The organism is Rhizobium brockwellii, assembly GCF_000769405.2.
Lineage (GTDB): Bacteria > Pseudomonadota > Alphaproteobacteria > Rhizobiales > Rhizobiaceae > Rhizobium > Rhizobium brockwellii.
In genome coordinates, this window is sequence record NZ_CP053444.1 from 68,724 (window position 1) to 90,437 (window position 21,714).

General features: G+C 56.4%; 15 protein-coding genes and 7 pseudogenes. 9 read left to right on the plus strand and 13 right to left on the minus strand.

The genetic code is table 11. The features are described 5' to 3' along the window. Positions 1-1,247: 1,247 nt before the first annotated feature. From RLCC275e_RS33140 to RLCC275e_RS33155, 4 genes and pseudogenes are all read right to left on the minus strand, one after another. Positions 1,248-1,772 carry a transposase gene (locus RLCC275e_RS33140; protein ID WP_162804549.1) on the minus strand — a complete coding sequence of 175 codons (525 nt, stop codon included), beginning with the start codon at positions 1,770-1,772 and terminating at the stop codon, positions 1,248-1,250. Between the two features lie 65 nt (positions 1,773-1,837). Continuing rightward, the gene (locus RLCC275e_RS33145; protein WP_033181969.1) at positions 1,838-2,956 is read right to left on the minus strand and encodes a ferritin-like domain-containing protein; all 1,119 of its coding nucleotides are present in this window, start codon (positions 2,954-2,956) and stop codon (positions 1,838-1,840) included. 99 nt (positions 2,957-3,055) lie between these two features. After that, a pseudogene (locus RLCC275e_RS33150) lies at positions 3,056-3,409 on the minus strand (GMC oxidoreductase); the annotation flags it as partial. 185 nt (positions 3,410-3,594) lie between these two features. Further along, positions 3,595-3,963, minus strand: a complete 369-nt coding sequence (locus RLCC275e_RS33155; protein WP_130671807.1) for a hypothetical protein — start codon at positions 3,961-3,963, stop codon at positions 3,595-3,597. Positions 3,964-4,170: 207 nt separating this feature from the next. On the opposite strand from RLCC275e_RS33155, the pseudogene RLCC275e_RS34540 reads away from it, so the two are divergent. Continuing rightward, a pseudogene (locus RLCC275e_RS34540) lies at positions 4,171-4,481 on the plus strand (DDE-type integrase/transposase/recombinase); the annotation flags it as partial. A 302-nt stretch (positions 4,482-4,783) separates the two neighbouring features. Further along, a protein-coding gene (locus RLCC275e_RS33160; RefSeq protein ID WP_115156625.1) for an IS3 family transposase occupies positions 4,784-5,886 on the plus strand; the annotation gives its coding sequence in 2 pieces (ribosomal slippage) (positions 4,784-5,045 and positions 5,045-5,886; 1,104 coding nt in all). A 153-nt stretch (positions 5,887-6,039) separates the two neighbouring features. On the opposite strand, the gene RLCC275e_RS33165 is transcribed toward RLCC275e_RS33160, so the two are convergent. Further along, positions 6,040-6,318 (minus strand): hypothetical protein, encoded by a 279-nt coding sequence (locus RLCC275e_RS33165; protein WP_082229783.1) that lies wholly within the window; start codon positions 6,316-6,318, stop codon positions 6,040-6,042. Between the two features lie 628 nt (positions 6,319-6,946). Between RLCC275e_RS33165 and RLCC275e_RS34545 the strand changes: the two are divergent. Further along, positions 6,947-7,153: pseudogene (locus RLCC275e_RS34545) on the plus strand (IS630 family transposase); the annotation flags it as partial. A 106-nt stretch (positions 7,154-7,259) separates the two neighbouring features. Here the strand turns inward: RLCC275e_RS34545 and RLCC275e_RS34140 are convergent. Further along, a pseudogene (locus tag RLCC275e_RS34140) lies at positions 7,260-7,442 on the minus strand (nodulation protein NodX); the annotation flags it as partial. 128 nt (positions 7,443-7,570) lie between these two features. Between RLCC275e_RS34140 and RLCC275e_RS33175 the strand changes: the two are divergent. Next, positions 7,571-7,765 (plus strand): annotated as a pseudogene (locus RLCC275e_RS33175) (IS5/IS1182 family transposase); the annotation flags it as partial. 911 nt (positions 7,766-8,676) lie between these two features. Beyond that, positions 8,677-9,606: a sugar ABC transporter substrate-binding protein gene (locus RLCC275e_RS33180; protein ID WP_064649233.1), complete on the plus strand. Its 930-nt coding sequence runs from the start codon at positions 8,677-8,679 to the stop codon at positions 9,604-9,606. Positions 9,607-10,064: 458 nt separating this feature from the next. On the opposite strand, the pseudogene RLCC275e_RS33185 reads toward RLCC275e_RS33180, so the two are convergent. Then, positions 10,065-11,253: pseudogene (locus RLCC275e_RS33185) on the minus strand (IS3 family transposase). A 515-nt stretch (positions 11,254-11,768) separates the two neighbouring features. Here RLCC275e_RS33185 and fdxB point away from each other — a divergent pair. From fdxB to RLCC275e_RS33205, 4 genes and pseudogenes are all read left to right on the plus strand, one after another. After that, on the plus strand, positions 11,769-12,062 hold the full coding sequence (gene fdxB / locus RLCC275e_RS33190; RefSeq protein ID WP_082229782.1) for a ferredoxin III, nif-specific: 294 nt from the start codon (positions 11,769-11,771) through the stop codon (positions 12,060-12,062). 20 nt (positions 12,063-12,082) lie between these two features. Then, positions 12,083-12,409, plus strand: a pseudogene (locus tag RLCC275e_RS33195) (RNA polymerase factor sigma-54); the annotation flags it as partial. Between the two features lie 409 nt (positions 12,410-12,818). Then, complete coding sequence (gene rpoN, locus RLCC275e_RS33200; RefSeq protein ID WP_064649235.1) at positions 12,819-14,375, plus strand: RNA polymerase factor sigma-54; 1,557 nt, start codon at positions 12,819-12,821, stop codon at positions 14,373-14,375. 616 nt (positions 14,376-14,991) lie between these two features. Continuing rightward, on the plus strand, positions 14,992-15,576 hold the full coding sequence (locus RLCC275e_RS33205; protein ID WP_245304496.1) for a P-loop NTPase family protein: 585 nt from the start codon (positions 14,992-14,994) through the stop codon (positions 15,574-15,576). 203 nt (positions 15,577-15,779) lie between these two features. Here RLCC275e_RS33205 and RLCC275e_RS33210 read toward each other — a convergent pair whose 3' ends face one another. From RLCC275e_RS33210 to glmS, 6 genes are all read right to left on the minus strand, one after another. Continuing rightward, a complete protein-coding gene (locus RLCC275e_RS33210; protein ID WP_033181202.1) occupies positions 15,780-16,340 on the minus strand; it encodes a hypothetical protein in 561 nt (186 codons plus the stop codon). A 131-nt stretch (positions 16,341-16,471) separates the two neighbouring features. Further along, a complete protein-coding gene (locus tag RLCC275e_RS33215) occupies positions 16,472-17,134 on the minus strand; it encodes a transcriptional regulator (RefSeq protein WP_115156627.1) in 663 nt (220 codons plus the stop codon). A 119-nt stretch (positions 17,135-17,253) separates the two neighbouring features. After that, a complete protein-coding gene (locus RLCC275e_RS33220; RefSeq protein WP_348632235.1) occupies positions 17,254-17,643 on the minus strand; it encodes a transposase in 390 nt (129 codons plus the stop codon). Next, positions 17,636-18,739, minus strand: a complete 1,104-nt coding sequence (gene nodX, locus RLCC275e_RS33225) for a nodulation protein NodX (RefSeq protein ID WP_033181204.1) — start codon at positions 18,737-18,739, stop codon at positions 17,636-17,638. The genes RLCC275e_RS33220 and nodX overlap by 8 nt, the downstream gene beginning before the upstream one ends. Positions 18,740-19,025: 286 nt before the next feature. Continuing rightward, a complete protein-coding gene (locus tag RLCC275e_RS33230; protein ID WP_064649239.1) occupies positions 19,026-19,517 on the minus strand; it encodes a MaoC family dehydratase in 492 nt (163 codons plus the stop codon). 80 nt (positions 19,518-19,597) lie between these two features. Next, a complete protein-coding gene (gene glmS / locus RLCC275e_RS33235; protein WP_033181206.1) occupies positions 19,598-21,424 on the minus strand; it encodes a glutamine--fructose-6-phosphate transaminase (isomerizing) in 1,827 nt (608 codons plus the stop codon). Between the last annotated feature and the right edge of the window lie 290 nt (positions 21,425-21,714).

Here is a 21,714-nt window from a genome sequence, read left to right on the forward strand (position 1 = left end):
GTTATGCCGCACTGTGGATGGCGCCGGTCGCTCCCGCTGCCTTGCAATAGCTCTCAAGATTCATGCCAAGCCGCCGATTGAGCTGACGACAATTATTTGCTGCTATTTCAGCGATGTGGGCGGAAAATACGGGATTGGGGGAGGAAGAATGCATGTCGCGGAGCCGACAAGGTGACGACGATGTCGTAAGTTGATTGTCATCAACAACCGACCCTACCGGAAAACACCGGTGGGCCAGTGCTATGGCGTTAAACTCCTTGGGATAGGATCCTGCTTGCCTCACAGCGCTGTCTCCGGTGGGATCATTTGACGACGGTCAAGCGCCGCGGCGAGCGATCCCATTCACAGGACGAGGTAACCTCGTGCCGCATCTGGTGCCCTGAATAACGTTGCCGTCCTGCTGCGTCATCGGCTAAAAAATGTTTGGGCGGCCTCACCCGTGCAAGGGACCGCGACGTCGCAAATGACGCTTGCCGTTTCATAAATGTATCCGGCCCTGCTCGCGTGGATTGCTGTTGCAGCAGGTCATGATGACAGATCCGCACACGCCGTTCCCAATAGATAGTTCGGGCACGAAGCCGTTTTTTCACAAGATTTACGGAATGTTGATCGACTGTTTTGTCCATCATTATGCCGGTGCGTTGTAGTTGGGCGAAAGCAGGATCTCCGAAGGACGATTGTGCGGCATGCATAAATGTCCCAACATAACGATTCCCTGCTTGCTGATGCCGAGGGCTTGCGCGGGGGAGGCGGACCATCCCGTTGGTGGTGGTGACCTCACGAGGCCCGCGCCTGGCACCTGGATAACCATGACGCTTGCACGAACGAAGGAGACACCCCTGCAGCAAGGTCTTGTTCAGCGATAGCTCGGCGACGTTCTCCTGCTTGACGTACGCCCTTCCAAACTGGCATAGACGCTTCACTTGCGAGAGCATCAGACCGGTATATTTTGCGCGAATTTAGAAGTTCGCGAGTCTGCTGACCCGGCAGCGCCTGGCCCGCAGACGCCGCCCGATGATGGACTTGTATCGCCCGATTGCCGTCACAACCTCTCAACCAGCGAGCGTTTGCCGTAGCCGTTAGAGACCTGCCATTTCATCCGGCCGTCACTGTTGATTGCGGCGATATGCCGGTTCCGTTGGCCGGGAGGTCTATCGTCGCTTGGCTCGACCGCGTTGGCGCGAGGCGGAATGACGATAGCCGCCGCCGCGCTATGATCGATGACCGCGTCGTATGTAGGGTTTCCATCATAGGCACCGTCGGCTGTGAACTGTCCGATCGGACCGCCAATCTGGTCGAGGAGTGGCGCAACTTGAGAGACATCGCCAGCATTCTTGATCCGTCAGGGTATGGGCAACGATCTCGCCGCTATCGGCATCCAGTGCCAGATGCAGCTTTCGCCAACCTCGGCGCGATCTGGCGCCATGCTTCTCGTCCAGCCACTGGCCCGCGCCGTAAACCTGCCGGCCGCTGCTGTCCACCAGAGCATGCAACGGTCCGGCAGGTGGAACCTGATTTCCGGGCCGCTTCCCGGCAGATCGCCGTGCGCGCGGCCGACGGCTCAGCGTGGTGTGCTCGGGACGGCAAGCGCTAAGCCCATCAACCGCAGCACCGATTCCAACAAGCCTTCTGCCTGGCGAAGCCGCAAGCCAAACACCATGGCCCAGCGTCAAGGTGGTCTCGATTGCCAGATCTGAATAACGGTGCTGGCCGCCGCGGGTCTTGCGTCTTGGAGCATACCATTTGGACAGGGCTTCCGGTGTCAGCCACAAGGTCAGGCTGCCACGCCGAGGAAGTCCTGCTTCATATTCCGGCCGTCACCCTGAGCTTCGTCTTCTCATGCGATCATCTCCGCTTGCCCGGTGACAGCTGCCTGTTCGGCACTGTGGGGAATCTCGTAGGTGGGGCTGCTGTACTTACCGGGATGCCCCGGCAGGGGATTGCGGATCAGTTCAACGATTATATTACGGAATTCGAACATGATCGGAACGGTTTCCAGCAGCAAGCTCGGCTGGCCATTATAGGCACGCGTCAAAAGCTCCAGAAACTCGCCATAACATGTATTGAAGTCGGTCGCCGCCTCCCGCAATTCCGAGCCTTCGGATATTTCCGCCACCTTGAGGTTCGGTTTGATGGGATAAGCGCCTTCCCAGTCGACCTGCAAATGCGGACCCGTGGGGTGGTCGGGCTGATCACCTTTCCGGTAATAGCGGCCTTTGACCAGTTCATCGAAACGATAGTAATGGGCCAGTTCGTGCTCGTCATCGTCGTAGATACCGCTACCGTCACCTTCGCCCTGTTCCATGATGAGCTCTATGGCTTCGAGGGCGCTTTTCAGATCGGTCACGGGAAACAACGCACCGCCGCCGGAATAATAATATTCCGAGGTAATCTGGCGAGACGTGTCGCCGATAAAAATCGTTGTGCCCGCCCGGCGCGCTTCGGCTTCTAAGTATTTCACGCCGTCTGCGATTGCCGAATAGAACTCGCCAATACTGTAAAAATGGAGATCTTCATGCCTCGGATCACTGCCAAGCGCTGTGATATGCGGGGAGTTCTTGCGTTGTATCCGGCCCTTGCCAGCGAGATGTTCGGGGCGCCGGGCCGGCCGCTCGATTTTCAAGAATGTCGCCAGGGCTTCACGGCTGAAAGCCTGTATGCTGACCTTAAAGTCGGTCTCGCCGTCAGGGAGCGAGGCGGGATAGTTAACCGCGAAATCTGGCCTAGTAAGATCCGGCGTGCCACCGATGGCATTGAGGATATTGGCCGCAATGGTCAAATGCAGCATTTCTTCCACGACGATCACGCGGAGAACTTGCGCCGCATCCCGGTTCACACCGGGCTTAATCGAGTAAAGTGCCGTCAGATACGGCGGAATCGTCGCATGTTCGAGCTGCATCGCACGGTGGAGAAACTCTTTCAGCTCATCGAGCGTCTTAATGCCATAAGGATCCATCCTCAAGCTCCCTGGAATATAGTTAGGTGCACAGTCCGGCGTCGTGTCGCTTGCGTCGAGTTCCGCAGTTCGTTCCGCGTACCGGATATTGGTCTTTGTTCAGTGCAGACATTTCAGAATGTCGCGACTGCTTCGGAGGCACATGGCGGCCAGCGTCAAGGTGACATTGGCTGTACCGATGATCGGCATACTGCCGCCACCCACGAGGTAGAGGTTTTCTTGGTCCCAGCCGCGCTGGTTCTTGTCCACGACGGAATTGGCCTTCGTCGCTCCCACGATGTGGGTGCCAGCCAAATGATTGCCGCCGCGGATGGCATAGCCTCGCCCCTCATAGGATACGTAGCCGAAATCGCTGAGGTCGTAATGTGTGTGATCCTGCGCATCCAAACGCGCAAATACGGTACCCGCAAACTGGCGGCTATAGTCCGCTCCCTGCATGGTATATTCCGGCATAGCGGTCACGCCGTGTCGGAATTCGCTCGGACCGTTTCCAGTGCTGGACAATGATCCCCTGCCGCTGGCGACATACATGGCAAAGTTTCCTAATCTCATTTCAACGATGGACAACGCATAAAATGCCGTCCTCGCCCGGTAGAGGATGCTTCCGGGCCCATTTAACAATGGCGACACGGACCGGCTCACAGCAGACAACGTCCCAGGGGGCCGATGTATTCCGTCGTGAGGCCGTGACGTCGAACACTTCTCAGAAAATCGTTCGCGGCGATCAGGTTGAGATAAAGCTCGTCCTCGCCAGAGCCCACGTTCATGGATTTCATCCAATATAACGCTTGCTGGGAAATGACCCGAAGCCGCCACTTGCCACCCTCCAGCCGACGTAGTTCGAAATCAACACGCTGATGCACCGATGCTGAGATACGGGCCGCAGTCCGGGCCGAACTTTGGTCGACATGCTTTTCGGGTTCTGAAGACATACCTATCCACCACTCAGACCAGATCAGAATGCGGAAACGGTCGGACGGCGCAAGGCAAGAGCCAATCGTTTCCAATGCGGAGTCCCAGGCCTGAGATAGCCAGAACCGCCAACCCCACGCCAGATGGTGCAAGGTCAACGGTTAACGACGACAACGACGGAGGCAAGAGGGAAGGAATGATCCATGATGTCGCGATAGCAAGCACACCGGGGAAAAGGGCCGTCTGCGTCCACCAACGTTGTTCCCTCATCATAACCTCCATTTGAAGCAACAGCAGGAGGCCAAGGCCGTTCGCCGCGTGTGACGATCACCGACAAGCTGCAGTCCTACGCGGCGCAGCAAAGCGAGAGATCGTGCCGGGCGTCGAGCATCGTTCGCACAAGGGCCTGAACAATCGGGCGGAGAACTCTCATAAACCCGTCCGACGACGAGAGAGGATCATGAAGCGCTTCTGGTCAGCGCGACAGCGTCAGCGTTTCGTTTCCGTACACGCCCCGATCGCCAACCTCTTTACCGTTCCCTGCAACGATATTCCATCCGCCCACCATCGAGAATTGCGAGCAACTGCCATGCAAGCATGGCGCCAAATCGCGCGCCTTCACACCAAACGAACCAAAGCCTCACTCCGAGATCTTGTCTTCGCAGCGTTAAGTTTACGGTGCCTCCATTCGTTTGGACCGCTTCTTGGCCCAGCTCCAACTGAGGCGAGTGTTATTGAAGACACCAATTCAGTTATAATCATTTCTGGGCGAGGTAAATGAGTAGATTTACTGTAAGCGCTCATTTCCATGCACATTGACGCTGATCTGAACCTTGATCTGAACCCTTCAAACTGGACCGTTTTTGGTTAGAGTTTTCCGGTGCATTTTCCAAACTGGGAAAGGAACGGAAGACGATGAAAGCATCGCAGTTTTCGGACGCACAGAAGGCGTTCATTTTGAAGCAGGGTGATGAAGGAGTGTCGGTGGCGGAGATCTGCCGCAAGGCGGGAATTAGCCAGGCGACCTATTTCAACTGGAAGAAAAAATACGCGGGCATGCTGCCGCTGGAGATGAAGAAGCTGAAGCAGCTCGAGGACGAGAATGCGCGGTTGAAGAAGATCGTCGCGGACCTGACGCTGGACCGCGAGATGTTGCAGGACGTCATCCGGCGAAAGCTCTAAGGCCTGCTCGGAAACGCGAGATGGTGAAAGGCATGTGCCGGGATTGGATGATCTCGATCCGGCGTGCCTGTGGGGCACTGAACTTCGATCGGTCGACCCACCATTACACCTCTCGCCGTGCCGATCAGGCCGGTCTGGAACGTCGAATTCGTGAGATCTGCGAGAGCCGTGTGCGCTATGGTTATCGTCGTGTACATGTACTCCTGGAACGCGAGGGTTGGGGGACCAACATCAAGCGAACCTATCGCATTTACAGGGACTTGGGCCTGCAACTGCGCAACAAGACGCCGAAGCGACGGGTCAAAGCCAAGCTGCGGGAAGATCGGCAAATGGCCGTTGGACCGAACGATGTCTGGGCGATGGACTTCGTGCACGACCAACTCGCGACCGGCAAGAAGCTGTGGGTGCTCACGGTGGTCGACACCTTCTCGCGCTATGTGCCGGTGCTTGATCCACGTCACAGCTATCGAGGTGAAGATGTCGTGCAAACCTTGGAACGGGTATGCCGGAAAGTTGGCTATCCGAAGACGATCCGTGTCGATCAGGGGACTGAGTTCGTGTCTCGCGATCTTGACCTTTGGGCCTATGCCAAAGGCGTCACCTTGGACTTCTCACGCCCCGGCAAACCGACCGACAATGCGTTCATTGAAGCGTTCAATGGCCGCTTCCGCGCCGAATGTCTGAACCAGCACTGGTTCCTGACCCTTGCGGATGCCCGCGAAAAGATGGAGGATTGGCGTAGAGAGTATAATGAGTTTCGGCCACATGGTGCGATCGGCAATAAGGTGCCGATCTCGCTGATGAAATCAGGAGGCGCAACCAGCCCGCCTCCCTGAATGAAGCCGGAAAACTCTAGCCTCAGCTGGTCCAGAGTTTGGGGGTGGTTCAAAGCCGCCGAGGCTCTAACCGCCGCTGGATGTAAGTTCAGTGGCAGGTCGGCATTGACTAAACGACAAGAGCTGTTGCGGTTCCCTGCCTAACTCATACCGCTAAACGTTCCGTGTACCAACGCCAATTTCGTCGATCGGCTGCGGTCCGGGATCGGAAGGTAACTTGGCGCCCCTGGCAAGCGCACGCCGCTTGAGTTCGGAAGCTTGTTCTCGCAGGAACCCAAGATACCGTTCCCGAACCTCTTGCATTTCAATTTCGCCGGCAATCCATTGTTCGATCCATACGAGGAAACGCGGATCCTCCTCCGTCGGCAATCCCGCGCGACGGAGACGGTCAAAGGCTTTTTGCGCGGCAAGGCGTCGTTGTTCGCTCTTCATAACCTTTGCTAATATCCGATTCGGCAAAAGAAAACGTGGTCGACATTTCAGGCGAACCGTAAGCGAAAATCCGCCTACGCCGAAGACATTCTGATCTGCATCCGTTGCACCCCCTTCCGTAAAGACCTCGTCTGTTGGTCGAAAAGAGCTGGGATCATTGCGCAGTCAATTCGATCGCCGCCAAAATGAAAACCAGGTATTCCACTTTGGGCAGATCACCAGGCCGCCGGTGTCGTCCGTTTAGTATAGGAGCTTGATCGGACCCGGGCCTGCTACCGTAACCAATATCTCCGATCCAGAACACGATCAGGCTTTTTGGATCATGCTTTCGCTGTGGGCATGTCGCAGACTTCCAGAGCTACCGCAGGTCGCATCGCCGCGTGTCTTCCAAGCAAAAACGCGTCGCGCGTCCGTGAAGACGTCTCATAATATGACCTCTGGATTTGGCGCTTATGCGCCACCAAAACGGCGAAGCATGGGATTGAGCCTATCGTTCTCCCCACGGAACTTCACGAGCATGAGCCGTTTCAGATTGCGATTTTCAGCTTCAAGAGCAGCCAGCTCTGAATTCGACTCACGGGCTTCCCAAAATGCGATGAATTTGAATCTTTGGTGCAAATCGGAGGTGATGGGTTCAGCGGTTTCGTTACGAGAGGATTTCGACGCAGAGCGTTTGCGTCGTCTGGCGCGCCAGACCACGGATGCCGCGCAGGCACGCCGTCTCCTGGCGCTAGCCTCGATCTATGACGGCGGCTCGCGCTCGAATGCGGCGCGGCTGGGCAGTGTCACGCTTCAGATCGTGCGGGATTGGGTCTTGCGGTTCAATGCGCATGGCCGGGCTGATCAACGACAAGGCTCCTGGGCCCAAATCACGGTTGGACGATACTCAGCGGGCGGCGCGCCTCCATTGGAGTTCCGATCTTTTAACGGGAGCTTCCCGTTTAAGCGACGGCAAGCCGTCTGGTGACTAGCGATGAGCGAAGTTTCATGGCCCGCTTTTCGATCAGCGCCCATGATAGAGCGGCTAATTCCACGGTTCCGACCGGCTCGACGATCCAAAGCCACCAGTGGCCGACCCATCCGATGCCGATCAGCGTGTGCATGACGAGCATATGGTAGAGGTAGTTGTAGGGTATATTTCAAAGTATATCGTTTCAAATTTGGCAGATCTTACTTTCTGTTGTGACAAGCCCGTGAGCTATGGAATATATTACTTTATATTTATATATATATCGCACTTCATGTCTTTGGCGGCCGCATGACATGGCAACTCTCTAACGGCTACGGCCAACGCTCGCTGGTCGAAACGCCAATCGGGCGATAAAAGTCCATCATCGGGCGGCGTCTGCGGGCGAGGTCGCGGCCTGGTCAGCAGACCGAAGGCGTCATCAGCTGCGCCGTTCACAATCGCATGCTTGACTGTGCACGCCCGAAATCCGCCGCAAGGCAGCCACGGCATGATCAACCGTTTCAAAGATCCCACACCCGTTCAATTCCAGATCCGTCCACCAGCGCCCGGCACGGCTTGAATCCGGTCGTCGCCGATCGCATTTGCAGAGTTTACTGTCTCAATGCATCACTTCTTCTTGGAGCTTAACGCGGCCGCAGAGAGGCACGCGCGGGATTCGACCGCCGTTCAAGAAGTCCGAAGCTGACGCTGACAGAGTCGCCATGGCAGGTGCACGACGGTCAGCTTTCGGTCGAGAATTCGGACCACGATCGTTTTTACGCCTTGTGTATTTGTACAATTTATCGCCAGCGATTGGACATGGTCATGAAATAAGATTGCATCGACAAGTGCAGATAACATGTCGTCGCCAACGACGTATCCGGAGAGGTCTGCGCCGGAGCCAGGAGCTCTGCGAGGGTGAGTGTAGACTTGCCGCCTCGACCGGTCTGAAAATATCCGGGGACTGATAGGGTTCTCTCATTCACGGCGACGATTCTTTCAAGAATGAGAGGATTTACAAACAAAGATGAATGGACCGCAAAACGAAATAGATAGAAGCTGCCAAAACTGCGCCACGTTGCCTCGCGATCACGCGGCAGCTGGCGAAGAGATTGGACAATATGGCATGTGTCGGCTTTGGATTATTGTGGTGTCTTCGATGAAAGACCCTCGACATTGGCGCTGTTGAAGACTGCGGACTTAAATCATCAAATTGGCACCAAAAAATTTCGGTTCGCGCGAGTCAACGTAGCGGCGAAGGAGGGCTAGTCGTCAGCATCGAGATTGTCTTGATACCTATGATGATGTTCGGCCTTTTTCTGGCAGCCCTGATAATTGTTTTCGGCCAGTGTGCTGGAAACCCGGCGTGAGGAGGGTGCAGCCGGGCACCGCTTTGTGGAGGAAGTAAAATGAAAAAGTTTATCCTGGGCACTGCGATGGCGCTCGTCATGTCGACGGCCGCTCACGCGGAAACTGTCGGCGTCTCGATGGCGAAATTCGACGACAATTTCCTGACGGTTCTGCGCAACGGCATGACCGATTATGCAAAGACCCTCAGCGGTGTGACGCTGCAGGTCGAAGACGCACAGAACGACGTTTCCAAGCAGCAGAGCCAGATCCAGAATTTCATCGCCTCCAAGGTCGATGCAATCATCGTCAACCCTGTCGATACCGATGCGACCACGGCGATGTCGAAGCTCGCGGCCGATGCCGGCATTCCGCTGGTTTACGTCAACCGTCAGCCAGTCAACGTCGACACGCTGCCGGACAATCAGGCCTTCGTCGCTTCCAACGAGCAGGAATCCGGCACGCTGGAAACCAAGGAAATCTGCCGCATTCTCGGCGGCAAGGGCAAGGCCGTCGTCATCATGGGCGAGCTCTCCAACCAGGCTGCGCGCATGCGGACCCAGGACGTTCATGACGTCATCAAGACGGATGAATGCAAGGGTCTGGAGATCGTCGAAGAGCAGACGGCCAACTGGGACCGCACCCAGGGCGCCGACCTGATGACCAACTGGCTCTCCAGCGGCATCGAATTCGACGCCGTGATCTCCAACAACGACGAAATGGCGATCGGCGCCATCCAGGCGCTGAAGGCAGCCGGCAAGGATATGACCAAGGTTGTCGTCGGCGGTGTCGACGCCACCCAGGACGCGCTTGCCGCCATGCAGGCGGGCGATCTCGACGTCACGGTGTTCCAGGATGCCGCCGGCCAGGGCAAGGGTTCGCTCGATGCAGCGCTCAAGCTCGCCAAGGGCGAGAAGATCGACAAGAAGGTCTACATTCCCTTCCAGCTCGTGACGCCTGCCAACGTCAAGGACTTCGTCGCCAAGAACTGAGGGCGAACGCCACACAGGATGCGGGCTTTGCCCGCATCCTGTTTTCGGCGCTCGAAGGTCCACAAATCCTTAAGTGCCAAGATTATGAAAGGACCCTTGAGCTCAGGCTGCTTGAGGATGAGACTGGCATCCACAACCTCGTGGGCTAGTGAAGACCGAGAAACATCGCCCGATCGCGTTCCGCGCTGGTATGTTGGGTGTCTATGTGACCGCTATTTTCTCCGCTTCGGCACGAACGCGGTGTGGAGGTTCACCATGGATCGCCGGCACCCGATCGGTGTGGACTGCCGAGAAGGCACTCGAAGCTGCTCGTCTTCGGTCTAAGTCATTACTTGAGCGCGGCGATCAATGTCGATTGCAGCAAGGCGTCATTCTACTAGCGGGCGCCCATGACGATCGCAGGAAGGATTGGCTTCTCCGGAGGCAAGGGTCGTCCATTCTGACCTTGCCCCCAAGTTTTATCCAGTTTTGAGTTCGCTCCGGCGGTTTTGGGTTGCTGTATTCGGGGCGGTAGCGGCGAGTTGCGGTGCGGAGCCATTCGGCTGCGCAGCACCGCATCACGTCGCGGATTGATGGTCTGAGCGAACTCGGCGGGCGTCAGCCAGCCAAGGCCGGAGTGCGGTCGATGATCGTTGTAATCGCTGCGCCAGTTTGAAAGCGCTGATCGAGCGTGGGTCAATGACGAGACGAGCGTTTCATTCAAGAGCTCGTCGCGCAGCCGACCATTGAAGCTTTCGATGAAGGCGTTCTGGATCGGTTTGCCTGGTGCGATGTAGTGCCAATCGACTTTGGTCCGGGCGGCCCATTGCAGAATCGCGTTGCTGGTGAACTCGCTGCCATTGTCACTGACGATCATCCTGGGTTTGCCACGTTCCTCAATAATCCGATCAAGCTCGCGGGCAACCCGAAGGCCGAAAAGCGAGGTATCCGCGACGAGGCCAAGGCATTCTCTGGTGCAATCGTCGACGACCGTCAAAACCCGGAACCTGCGACCATCGGTGAACTGATCCGACACGAAGTCCAACGACCAACGGTCGTTGGACGCCATCGGAACCAGCATCGGTGCTCGTGTGCCTATCGCTCGCTTTCGGCCGCCACGCTTGCGCACCGTCAGCTTCTCCTCGCGATAGAGCCGCAAGAGCTTCTTGTGGTTCACAAGGTGTCCCTCGCGCCTGAGCAGCACATGAAGGCGTCGATAGCCGAAGCGGCGGCGTTCGTGCGCCAACGCCTTCATGCGCTCGCGGAGGCCCTGATCGTCGCTGCGTTTAGTGTCATAACGGATCGTCATCCGGCAAAAAACGATGGCTTTACATGCCCGCCGTTCGCTCATCCCACGTTGGTTCATGAGATGTGCGACAGCTTTCCGCTGGGCTGCGGGCGTCACCACTTCTTTCCCAAAAGGTCTTTCAAAGCGGCATTGTCGAGCATGGCATCCGCCAGAAGCCGCTTCAGCTTCATGTTCTCGTCCTCCAGCGTCTTCAGCCGCTTGGCCTCGGACACCTCCATGCCGCCAAACTTGGCTTTCCATTTATAGATGCTGGCATCGCTGACACCGTGCTTGCGGCAAAGCTCCGCGACCGGCGTGCCCGCCTCGTGCTCCTTCAGAATGCCGATGATCTGTTCGTCTGTGAAACGGTTGCGCTTCATTCTCTGGTCCTCTCAATGGGCCAGAGCTTACTTCAAAATGGATTATTTCAACGGGGCAAGGTCAAAGCGCATCGAGACACCCGCTCTCGCAAAGCTGACAAAGCTGCCGCACTGTGGAGCCCCTCGCGAAAGCGGACTGGTCCGAAATCCCCAGGTTAATCAGGACGCCATCGGCCTGGCACGACGAGTGCTAGGACCAACCGAAACACAAAAATACATTCGGTTGGAGCCAGGGGACGTCTGGCCGCTGACATGTAAGTCTCCCAACCTGTGAAGGAGGGGCTATGGCCTCGGTGCTTGAAAATACCCTAAGCCGCGTTTTGGAAGCAGCCGAGCTCCTGGCTCTTAATCCTGGTGTACGGCTGAAGAGGATTACCATGGTAGCGATCCGTGAGACCGGTTCACAGGAAAGGCATCCATGTCTCAAACGCCCGTCTCAAAGGCTCTGAGCCGACCTTCAAGAGCAATGCTAGGTCGGCATTACGCAAAAAGACCTCGCTTCACAGGAGAACACTATGCCGGACTCATTCGTAAGCCGCGACGGATCTAGATGGCTCCCGGAATATCTGAGCCAGATAGACGCAAGTTGCATTGGCTGCGGCCGCTGTTTCAAAGTCTGTTCGCGTGACGTCATGCACCTTTGCGGCATTACCGACTCGGGCGAAATTTTAGGTGACGGTGATGGAGAAGACGATGATGAGGTCGATCGATTGCTGATGATTGTCGATCACCCCGGCCGATGTATCGGTTGCGGCGCCTGCGCCCGCGTCTGCCCGAAGAATTGTCAGACTCACATCATGTCCCACTAACGGACCGAGGAGATTTCCCCATGACCTCTGCCAATCTTTTCCTCCGTCAGACGCACTCTTTGGTGCTGACACCGCGACTGATGCAAGCCATCCAGTTGCTGCAGATGACGCGTTTCGAACTCAAGCAGTTCATCACCCTGAAAGTTGAGAAGAACCCGCCGCTCGAATTTCAATCGAACGACGGGGAGACAGGCGACGATGAGAAGTTCGGCCGCTTGCCGGAGGACGCCGGCGCAGACGATCGTTACGACAACCGGACCGGCGCGCTCTCCAGCGAATGGTCTGACAATGCCAGCACCAGTCGGCTGAGTGAGGAAGTCGACGCCGATTACACCATTTTTCCCAACCGACAAGGTCTGCCGAGTGGCCCTGTCGCGTCTCCGACGAAAACCTGCAGCAAAGATGTCTAGAGCGGACAACCAACAGCATGCCCAGTTGGAAAGGTGAGGATTCTCAAACTGGCATCGCTCTTGCTCGCGGAACTGAGCTTTCAAGCGTTATTGGAGTTCGGAATGTCCCGAGGGATAAGTTGTAATCGTATAGCCACCAACACCGCGCCTGAGAGTAAGCGCTTGCCTACCCGCAGACACGCCATGCCGATGATCCAGTGTTCACCGAAAATGGGGGATCCTTCGATGAAAGTAATCGCTCTTGTGGGCACACTGCTCTTCTCCGTCTCCCTTGCCGCCTGTGGCGAGGCATTCGGTAGTCCGAACCTTGACCTGACAACATTTTCCTAACGACCAGGAGGTTCCCATGGCCTTGTCGGCAAACCTTTTCCTGCGTCAGACCCAGTCCCTGGTAATGACACCGCAATTGATGCAGTCCATCCAGTTGCTGCAGATGACGCATTTCGAACTCAACCAGTTCATCGCCCTGGAAGTGGAGAAGAACCCGCTGCTCGAATTTGCGAACGACGGCGAGACGGGCGACGAGTACACGGCAGGCGATGACGAGCGGTTCAGCCACTCAACGGAAGATGCCGGCGCGGATGATGGCACCGACAATCGTGAGGATGCGCTTTCCAGCGACTGGTATGACTATGGCGGCAGCGCCGGCACCAGCCGGCTGAACGACGAACTCGACGCCAATTACAGCAATGTCTTTCCTGATGACGGTGCCCCGCAGCGCCTCGATGCGCCGGAACTCGTCAGCCAGTGGAAATCGATGCCGGGCAGCGGCGAGGGCGCCGATTACGATCTCGACGATTTCGTCGCCGGCCAGGTGTCGCTGCGCGATCATCTCGCCCAGCAGATCCCCTTCGTTCTGCCTGACATGGCCGACCGGCTCATCGCGCAGAATTTCGTCGACCAGCTCGACGACTGCGGTTATCTGCAGGCCGATATCGTCGAAGCGGGCGAGATGCTGGGCACGAGCCTCGCACAGGCCGAGCGCGTGCTCGCCACCCTCCAGAGCCTCGATCCGCCGGGTGTTTTCGCCCGCAGCCCTGCCGAATGCCTGGCGATCCAGCTCAGGCAGAAGGACCGATACGACCCGGCCATGCAGGCTATGGTCGAAAACCTCGAACTCCTGGCGAGCCGCGATTTCGCCACGCTGAAGCGGCTTTGCGGCGTCGACGAGGAAGATCTTCTCGACATGCTCGGCGAGATCCGCCAGCTCAATCCGAAGCCCGGCAGCGGTTTCGGGGCGGGCGTTTCCGAAGCGATCATGCCCGATGTGGTCGTCAGAGCCTCCTCGGATGGCGGCTGGCGGGTCGAACTCAATCCGGATGCGCTGCCGCGCGTGCTGGTCAACCAGTCTTATTTTTCCCGGGTGACAAAGAACGGCGAGGATCACGCCTTCCTCTCCGATTGCCTGCAGACCGCCAACTGGCTGACCCGCAGCCTCGATCAGCGGGCTAAAACCATCATGAAGGTGGCAAGCGAAATCGTCCGCCAGCAGGACGCCTTCTTGCTGCACGGCGTCGGCTATCTGCGCCCGCTGAACCTGAAGACGGTCGCCGAAGCGATCAAGATGCATGAATCCACCGTCAGCCGCGTCACGTCGAACAAATATATGCTGACGCCGCGCGGCCTCTTCGAACTCAAATATTTCTTCACCGTCTCGATCAGCGCCGTCGCCGGCGGCGACAGCCATTCGGCCGAAGCCGTGCGTCACAAGATCCGGGCGCTGATCCTGGAGGAGAGCCCGGAGGCGGTGCTTTCCGACGGCGATATCGTCGACATGCTGAAGAAGGGCGGCGTCGATCTCGCCCGCCGCACGGTTGCGAAATACCGGAAGGCGATGAACATCGCCTCTTCGGTTCAGCGCCGCCGCGAAAAGCGGGCGCTTGCCAAGGTCGCTGGTTCGTGAAGAGACGCCAAGGGTGCCTTCTTCGAAGGCACCAATCAGACGGTAGTTGTAGAAGGAGAAAACACAGTGAAGAGCTATACCATCCCAGATCACGTTCCCTCCGTGAAGGACTTCATGGTGCCAACGGCAAACGGAGAACCACACGCAGCCGGTGCTCGCATCGATGGAGAGCCCGAGATTTTATCCTATCTGCAAAATGGCACCGGTTGGCGTCTTGGCTGTTCGCCCGGCGTGCGCCCGGCGCAAGGTGCTAGAGAATGTGGAATCCTTTTCGGCCATGAACATCTTCTCCTCCGCACTCGGCGAAGATTGCCCAATGATCCAGCTCGAACTCCCGTCACCTGGCGTTCTCTTTTTAATGCCAGGCCGGACCGCAGTGTCCTTCTACCGGTAAGCAAAGTTGCCAACTGCGGCTATGATCGAGCTGCGTCCAGTAACCCATTTCCCACGTCGATGGCCGGTTTGAACCGATTGCGAACAATGCCGCCGATCTATTTCACGTACTCGCCGCCCCCTCCTCAGCCAGCTCAGGATCATGCACCGTACCCGGACCCTTCGCAATAATGCCCGCCGCTCCTCCGAGATCCGAGGAGCGAAGTCGACAGGAACGAAGTCAATGTCCCCACGACCTAACGATCCCTATTTCTCGAACGGTGTTCATATACTGCCTTTGCATTCGCTTGGTGAGCGCATCGCGATTCTTGGCCCCTCAAACGCAGGCAAGTCGACGTTGGCGGTCGCCCTGAGTAAGAAGCGCGGTATTCCAGCCGTGCATCTCGACCAACTTCATTATCTGCCCGGTACGGATTGGCAACCGCGCCCGGAAGCAGAGTTTGCCGCGCTTCATGATTTGGCGATTCAGGAAGAGCGGTGGATTATCGAAGGCAGCTACTCGCGCCTGATGCCGCGGCGATTAGTCCGTTCCACTGGTGTTATTGTCATCACGTCAAATCCCTGGTTACGTTTTTTCCGTTATCTCAAGCGCACTCTTGCCGATCAACCGGATCGCGCAGGATATCTCCAAGGGGCCAAAGACAGAATAAAATGGCGGATGGTATATTGGATTCTGTTCAAGTCCCGTAATAGCAATCTGGAATATGCGAAAGTTCTTCAGGAGTTCGGCTTGCCGACAGTCGAATGCCAAACTGCGGCTGCCCTTAATAACCTCTATCGAACATGGGGTCTGCCGGTCCCGCGTTAGCGAACGATGGACCCAACTCAGGGGCGATTCGCGTGACCAATTTTTCGTGCGGCCACGCTAGGCTTTAATATGGCCTATCTCGCACGACAGCTCGAAGATTAGGTATCGCTGCGGAGAAAGCCAGATTGGAGTTGAAGATATGTTTAATGCCAATCAGATTATCCGTGTGGCCACGAAAGTCTCGGCTGGATCTATGGACGCGTTCAGCGCTCAAAGCGCTGCAGCATCCTCTTTAATTGTGTATTCTGTATTTGGAGCTTGCGCGCTAGCTTATCCCGGAGCAGCCTGATCTCTTCATTAAGATTGATTGCATCTTCAGAAGCGGCGGAAACAGTTTGAGACGGTGGAAGAACAACCGCAATCGCTTCCACTTTGGTGCGCCGCATGCTGCGCTTTCGCGTTTGACCACCGCCAACTCGAGAGATCTTCTGTGCGGCACGCGCGGCTGTATTGGCCAAATCGGGCAAAGCCGGATCAGCCGCTTCCGCCGACTTTGCGTCTTCGATATCTGCGCGATCATCAACAGCGCTTGCCGTTTCTTCGGATTGATCCGGATCGACTGACACCGCGGCGGAAGGATTGTCAAGAACTGGCTTTTCGTCGGCCGAACGGTCTGTGGCGCCCAACTCGTTTTTGGTTGCCGTTTCAGTCGGCTCGGCGATGGCTGATACGTCCGGCTTCACATCATCGGTCGAGCCGTGTTCTTGCTTCTGCTGGCGTCGCCGTGACACTAGCCCGGCAAGAAGTTTCCATGGAGACGCCATTTTATTCGACCTCGAATTCTACTGCGTATGCAAACTGCGAGCAAAAACGTTGGCGGCAGAACGAACCGCCGCCAAAATCTAAACTTCAATAAGCATGAGAATGCGGCCAGCGCTTGACCGTCTGCTGCCGATCAACCGAGGTTGAGGCGCTTTCGCAGATCGGCATTTTCAGCGCGGAGCTTCTCCGCCAGCAGCTTGCGCAGTTTCTGGTTTTCCTCTTCGAGCTGCAGAAGATCCGAAATCTCATCAACTGCCGCCACCGACGGTGCAGCCGCTATCGACAAAGCCTTCGGAGCACGTTTGACAGGCGCACGCTTGGCACTCGTCGTCCCTTCGTCAGGCTTTGCTTTGCGTCCTCTCGTCTGCTTTCCAGCTTTGGCATCCGAAGCCGCTGCCGGTTGCAAAGAAACGGCTGCTGGTGCCGTTTCAGGCACTGCCTTCTTGGCGCGAGGTTTGCGCACCTTCTTCGGCACATCGGGCGCCGCGGCGGCCGGCGTGTCAGCACTGATCATCGTAGCGTTTTCGTCGGCCATTATGGTCTCCTGTAAAGCCGATGCATTTGTCTCCCGCCCAATCGGCAGTGTCAATAACGGCCCGGCCCGTTCTTCTCCGGATACAAGCATCTCGCTGCTTCTTGCCTGCGGAGTTAAAGCCATAAATGGCGCTGCCTCATCCTGCAGATCTTGAGCAACGGACTTCAGATCGGTCTCTCCCCAAATCGAGTTCGCTTTGGAATTGAGTTTTCGCCGACCTGATTTGTACTCGACGGCAAAGCTGCGCTGGACTTTTTTCACTTTAAGGAAACCTTGTATCTGCGATGATGTCTCGTGGCGCTCCAATGAAGAACCTGGCCCATAGCGCATCCTTTGATTCGGAAGACAAGGATGCTCCATCAAAGCCTGGGATCAAACATCTAGAGCGGTCTTGTTTTAGATCCGTTCATATCCGGCTTCCTTGAAGTAAATCCTGCCTGAAGACGATCCAGCTTGGCACGCCCATACATTTGCCTTTTAACGAGCTTCAGCTTGTTGATCTGGCCTTCGACCTGGCCGTTCGACCAAGGTTCTGCGATGGCGGCGGACACCGCTGCCTTGTCTTTTAGTATCCCGTTGGTGAAGGGGGCGAACAGACTGTCGCGCGCATCAGCGATCCATGGGTCAAGTTCTGTTGGAACAGTCGAATGACAGTCAAAATTGCTATCGACCCAAAAGTGGACGAACGACGATTTTCCCGATCTGGGCGCGTCCAATGTGGCAGCTTCGATTGCGTTCCGATCTTTTACAGGAGCTTTCCGTTTAAGCAACCGAAAGCCTTCTGGCGACTAACGATGTGCGAAGGTTCATGGCCGGCTTTTCAATCAGCGCCCATGATAGAGCGGCTAATGCCACGGTCCCGACCGGCTCGACGATCCAAAGCCACCAGTGGCCGACCCATCCGATGCCGATCAGCGTGTGCATGACGAGCATATGGTAGAGGTAGATCCCGTAAGAGAGATCCTGCCCGCGCAAAAGGTTAGGGCGCGGAAATGAGTACGCTGCCGACAGGACTAGACCGGCAAGAATAGCGATTCGGAATGCATCGACAGGCGCCGCATTGTTGATAGAGATGAATGCAGCGGACGTCCCTGCTACCCACCACGTTATCGTGAGATGAATTGCCAGCCACCACAAGAGCTTCCCCTCAAAGATCCTGCTTACGCGATGCCAGTAAAGCCGTGCAAGAACTCCCATCGAAAAAATCCAGAAAGTCGGGCCCACTGTCACCGACAGGAACGGATTGTACCTATCAGTTATGTTGAAGTGCTGCGCCATGACCCAAGACCCGAGAGCGGCGACGGCAACGACTAGCGCCCCTGCTCGTTTCCATCGCCGCCAAAATTCCAACAGCGTTGGCAGGGTGAGGTAGAATGTCAGCTCCACCGTCAGCGTCCACAGCACTCCACTTGGGTCCGAGACGCCGTAAAAGCCGCTCATCGTGTAGGGCTCGTAGGTGAAGTAGACGGCCCAGATTCGTGCAGCGGTCAGGATGTAGACCGTGAAGTAAGACAGATACTGCAAGATGCCAGTGACATTTAATCCCCCCGTCACAAACAGGGCAAGTTCCATCACGGCGATGTTGACGAACAGTGCAGGAAAGATTCGGAGCGACCGCTTGACGAAAAAAGAGGCCGCCGACGATGAGCGGATGTAAGAATCTGTTACTAGAAAGCCGCTGATTACAAAGAAGATCGCAACACCCGGCGTCGAAAACAACAGATTGAAGGCCGTTGTGCCGTTCAAAGAATCGCCCAGGTGAAGCCAATTCCACGCGTGGCTGAACATCACTTGGCAGGCGGCAAAGAGCCTTAACAGGTCGAAGTTGTTCCGGTGGCCGGATGAGTGTTCATTGGATGGTCCCATGAATGTCCATTAGCCGGCAGATGCCGCGCAACCTTTCGGCGGTGTATTGAGAACAGAAGTCAGGTGTGGTGGTGGACGGGTTAGTTGTCTGCAGCCAAGACGGTGTAATTGCCGCTTCTCAAGGCTCAGACAGCCTGTCGTCGAGGTAAAGAGCCGTTTGCGCCTTGGCGACTGTTTTCGCCCCGGTGCCGCCTGCGGATGCAAACCCGAGCGGCATTGGCATCCCCCGTCAGATCGTTTGCCTTCGTTGGTTAACAACATCGATGGATAATACCTATAACTAGGATCAACTATGAGACGTCTTTGGCCGATCTTTTGGATCAAACTGAACAATCGTGATCCAATTGGCAGTGAGTGCGGGCCGGTTCTCGTTTTCGATCTCGACCGTCACCTCGTAGGTCGTCACCAGCATGCTTGAGCCCCGAAAACGGCAGTCGGACAATACGAAGCGGCCGCGTACGCGACTCCCAGTCTTAACGGGCGACATGAAGCGCACGTTGTCGAAGCCGTAGTTGAGGCCCATTGTCTGCTCGCGAATTTTTGGCATCCCGCTGAAATTCATCACCGACAAAAGTGAAAGAGTCAGGAAACCATGAGCGATCGTGCCGCCAAATGGGCTTTCCACCGCAGCGCGTTCCGGATTCACGTGAATGAACTGATGGTCATGCGTTGCATCCGCGAATAGATCGACTGTTGATTGATCGATCATGATCCATTCGGATCTTCCAACTTCCTGGCCAACTCGCCCAAAGACATCCACGAGCGAAATTTCATTCATACGACCTCACTTATTCTAAATTCCAATGAGAAGGTTTCGGTATTTGTCCGAAATCGTGCTAGCTACGGGAGCTATGCAATTTATTCGACGGTGACCGATTTCGCGAGATTGCGCGGCTGGTCGACATCGGTTCCTTTGGTGACCGCCACGTAGTAGGCAAGCAACTGTAGAGGTAGAGAGAAGATGATGGGCGCGATTATTTCCTCGACATCCGGCAGCACGACCGTGTGAATGGTATCGAGTTTGGAACGCGCAGCTCCGCTCTCATCGGTGAGAAGAATGACGCGGCCGCCGCGTGCGGCCACCTCCTGCATGTTGGAGACGGTCTTGTCGAAGAATCGATCATGTGGCGCGATAATGATGACGGGCATGTTTTTATCGACGAGCGCGATCGGGCCGTGTTTCAGTTCACCGGCGGCATAGCCTTCAGCGTGGATATAGGAAATTTCCTTGAGCTTCAGCGCGCCTTCCATCGCCAAAGGGAAACTGGTGCCGCGGCCAAGAAAGAGCGCATGAGAGTATCCCGAAAGTTCCTTCGACAGGAGTTCGATCTTTGGCCGAATGTTCCGCAGCACCCGCCTCATGATGCGCGGCATTTCAATCAAGCTCATGACCAGTTGTCGCTCCTCGTCCTCGGTTATAGTACCTCGCGCCTTGCCTGCACCGATGGCGAGAGCAGCGAGAACTGCGAGCTGGCAAGTGAATGCCTTGGTCGAGGCGACCCCGATTTCAGGACCTGCGAGGATCGGGAAGATGACATCGGCTTCTCGGGCAATGGTCGATTCGCTTGTATTGACGACGGCGCCGACCTTCAGCCCTTGTGCCTTGCAATATCGCATTGATGCTAGCGTGTCGGCGGTTTCACCGGACTGCGAGATAAAAAGCGCCGCCGCATGTGGCGACAGGGGGATATCGCGATAGCGGAACTCTGAAGCGACATCGATTTCCACTGAAAGGCGTGCGTAGCGTTCGAACCAGTACTTGCCGATCAGGCCTGCCAAATAGGCAGTGCCGCATGCGGAGATCACGAGGCTACTGACGTTTGCAAAATTCAGTTCCGTTGATACTTGAACTGCCCGATTGCTGGCTATATCGATGTGGCGGGCGAGAGCACCGGCTATGACCTCGGGCTGTTCGTAGATTTCCTTCTGCATGAAGTGGTCATAGTCGCCCTTGGTCACTCGGTCGACAGAGGCCATCGAGGTGTGTCGAGGCCGTGCGACGACATTGCCCTCACTATCGAAGATCCTGAAGTCTGTTTTCTCGATCACGGCCCAGTCGCCGTCAACCAGGTAGGTAACTTCGTTGGTTAAGGGAGCAAGCGTGATAGGGTCGGAGCCTAGAAACATTTCCCCGTCGCCATGACCAATCACCAGCGGAGGTCCATTGCGCGCCGCCATAATGGTGGCTGGCTCATCCTGGAAAAGAATTGCAAGGCTGAAGGCTCCCTTCAGCCGCTTTAGCATCGCGTGCATGGCCTCTCGGCCGCTCATACCGCCGCGACGGGATTTTGCGAGGAGATGCGCGACGACCTCGCTATCGGTGCTCGTCTCGAAATCCGCACCAGTCGCTTCCAGTTCGGCCTTCAGCTCCGCGAAATTTTCGATGATACCGTTATGAACGACGGCAATACCGTCGACGATATGTGGATGAGCGTTGCGTTCAGTCGGAGCCCCATGAGTAGCCCAGCGGGTGTGGCCAATGCCGATCATTCCGTTCAGTGGCTGTTGCTCCAGCCTCATTTCAAGATTGACGAGCTTACCCTGCGCGCGGCAGCGCTCCAACCTGCCTCCGGAGATCGTCGCAATTCCAGCGGAGTCGTATCCGCGGTACTCCAGACGCTTTAGCGCTTCGAGCAGTCGCTGCGACACCGAGTGCCGCCCTACGATCCCGACAATCCCACACATTTATCTGTCTCCGTTGTAGTGTGCCAAAGGACGCAGGTGCCACGAGGTTTTGTACCGCGACCCATTTGCGGAACCTTCTAATCGCATCCGGTAAGATGTTTAAAATCGATTGTTGTGATTGCGCACATCCAAATCATGGATGCAGCTTGCCCCATTGTACCGAGACCCGCTCAATGCAGGTGGAGATGTCGCATCAACCCTTCATTGAATTGATCGCGAAACACCTCGCCTTCTCAACTGAGTTCAGTTTCCACTGGTTCGACGAGACGTGCAAAGCCCACATATGTGCA

Excerpts from the sequence above, each read along its gene's own strand:
- RLCC275e_RS33145 (WP_033181969.1), bottom strand. The coding sequence starts at position 2,956 with ATGGATCCTTATGGCATTAAGACGCTCGATGAGCTGAAAGAGTTTCTC.
- RLCC275e_RS33165 (WP_082229783.1), bottom strand. The coding sequence starts at position 6,318 with ATGAAGAGCGAACAACGACGCCTTGCCGCGCAAAAAGCCTTTGACCGT.
- RLCC275e_RS33180 (WP_064649233.1), top strand. The coding sequence starts at position 8,677 with ATGAAAAAGTTTATCCTGGGCACTGCGATGGCGCTCGTCATGTCGACG.
- fdxB (WP_082229782.1), top strand. The coding sequence starts at position 11,769 with ATGCCGGACTCATTCGTAAGCCGCGACGGATCTAGATGGCTCCCGGAA.
- rpoN (WP_064649235.1), top strand. The coding sequence starts at position 12,819 with ATGGCCTTGTCGGCAAACCTTTTCCTGCGTCAGACCCAGTCCCTGGTA.
- RLCC275e_RS33205 (WP_245304496.1), top strand. The coding sequence starts at position 14,992 with ATGTCCCCACGACCTAACGATCCCTATTTCTCGAACGGTGTTCATATA.
- RLCC275e_RS33210 (WP_033181202.1), bottom strand. The coding sequence starts at position 16,340 with ATGGCGTCTCCATGGAAACTTCTTGCCGGGCTAGTGTCACGGCGACGC.
- nodX (WP_033181204.1), bottom strand. The coding sequence starts at position 18,739 with ATGGGACCATCCAATGAACACTCATCCGGCCACCGGAACAACTTCGAC.
- RLCC275e_RS33230 (WP_064649239.1), bottom strand. The coding sequence starts at position 19,517 with ATGAATGAAATTTCGCTCGTGGATGTCTTTGGGCGAGTTGGCCAGGAA.
- glmS (WP_033181206.1), bottom strand. The coding sequence starts at position 21,424 with ATGTGTGGGATTGTCGGGATCGTAGGGCGGCACTCGGTGTCGCAGCGA.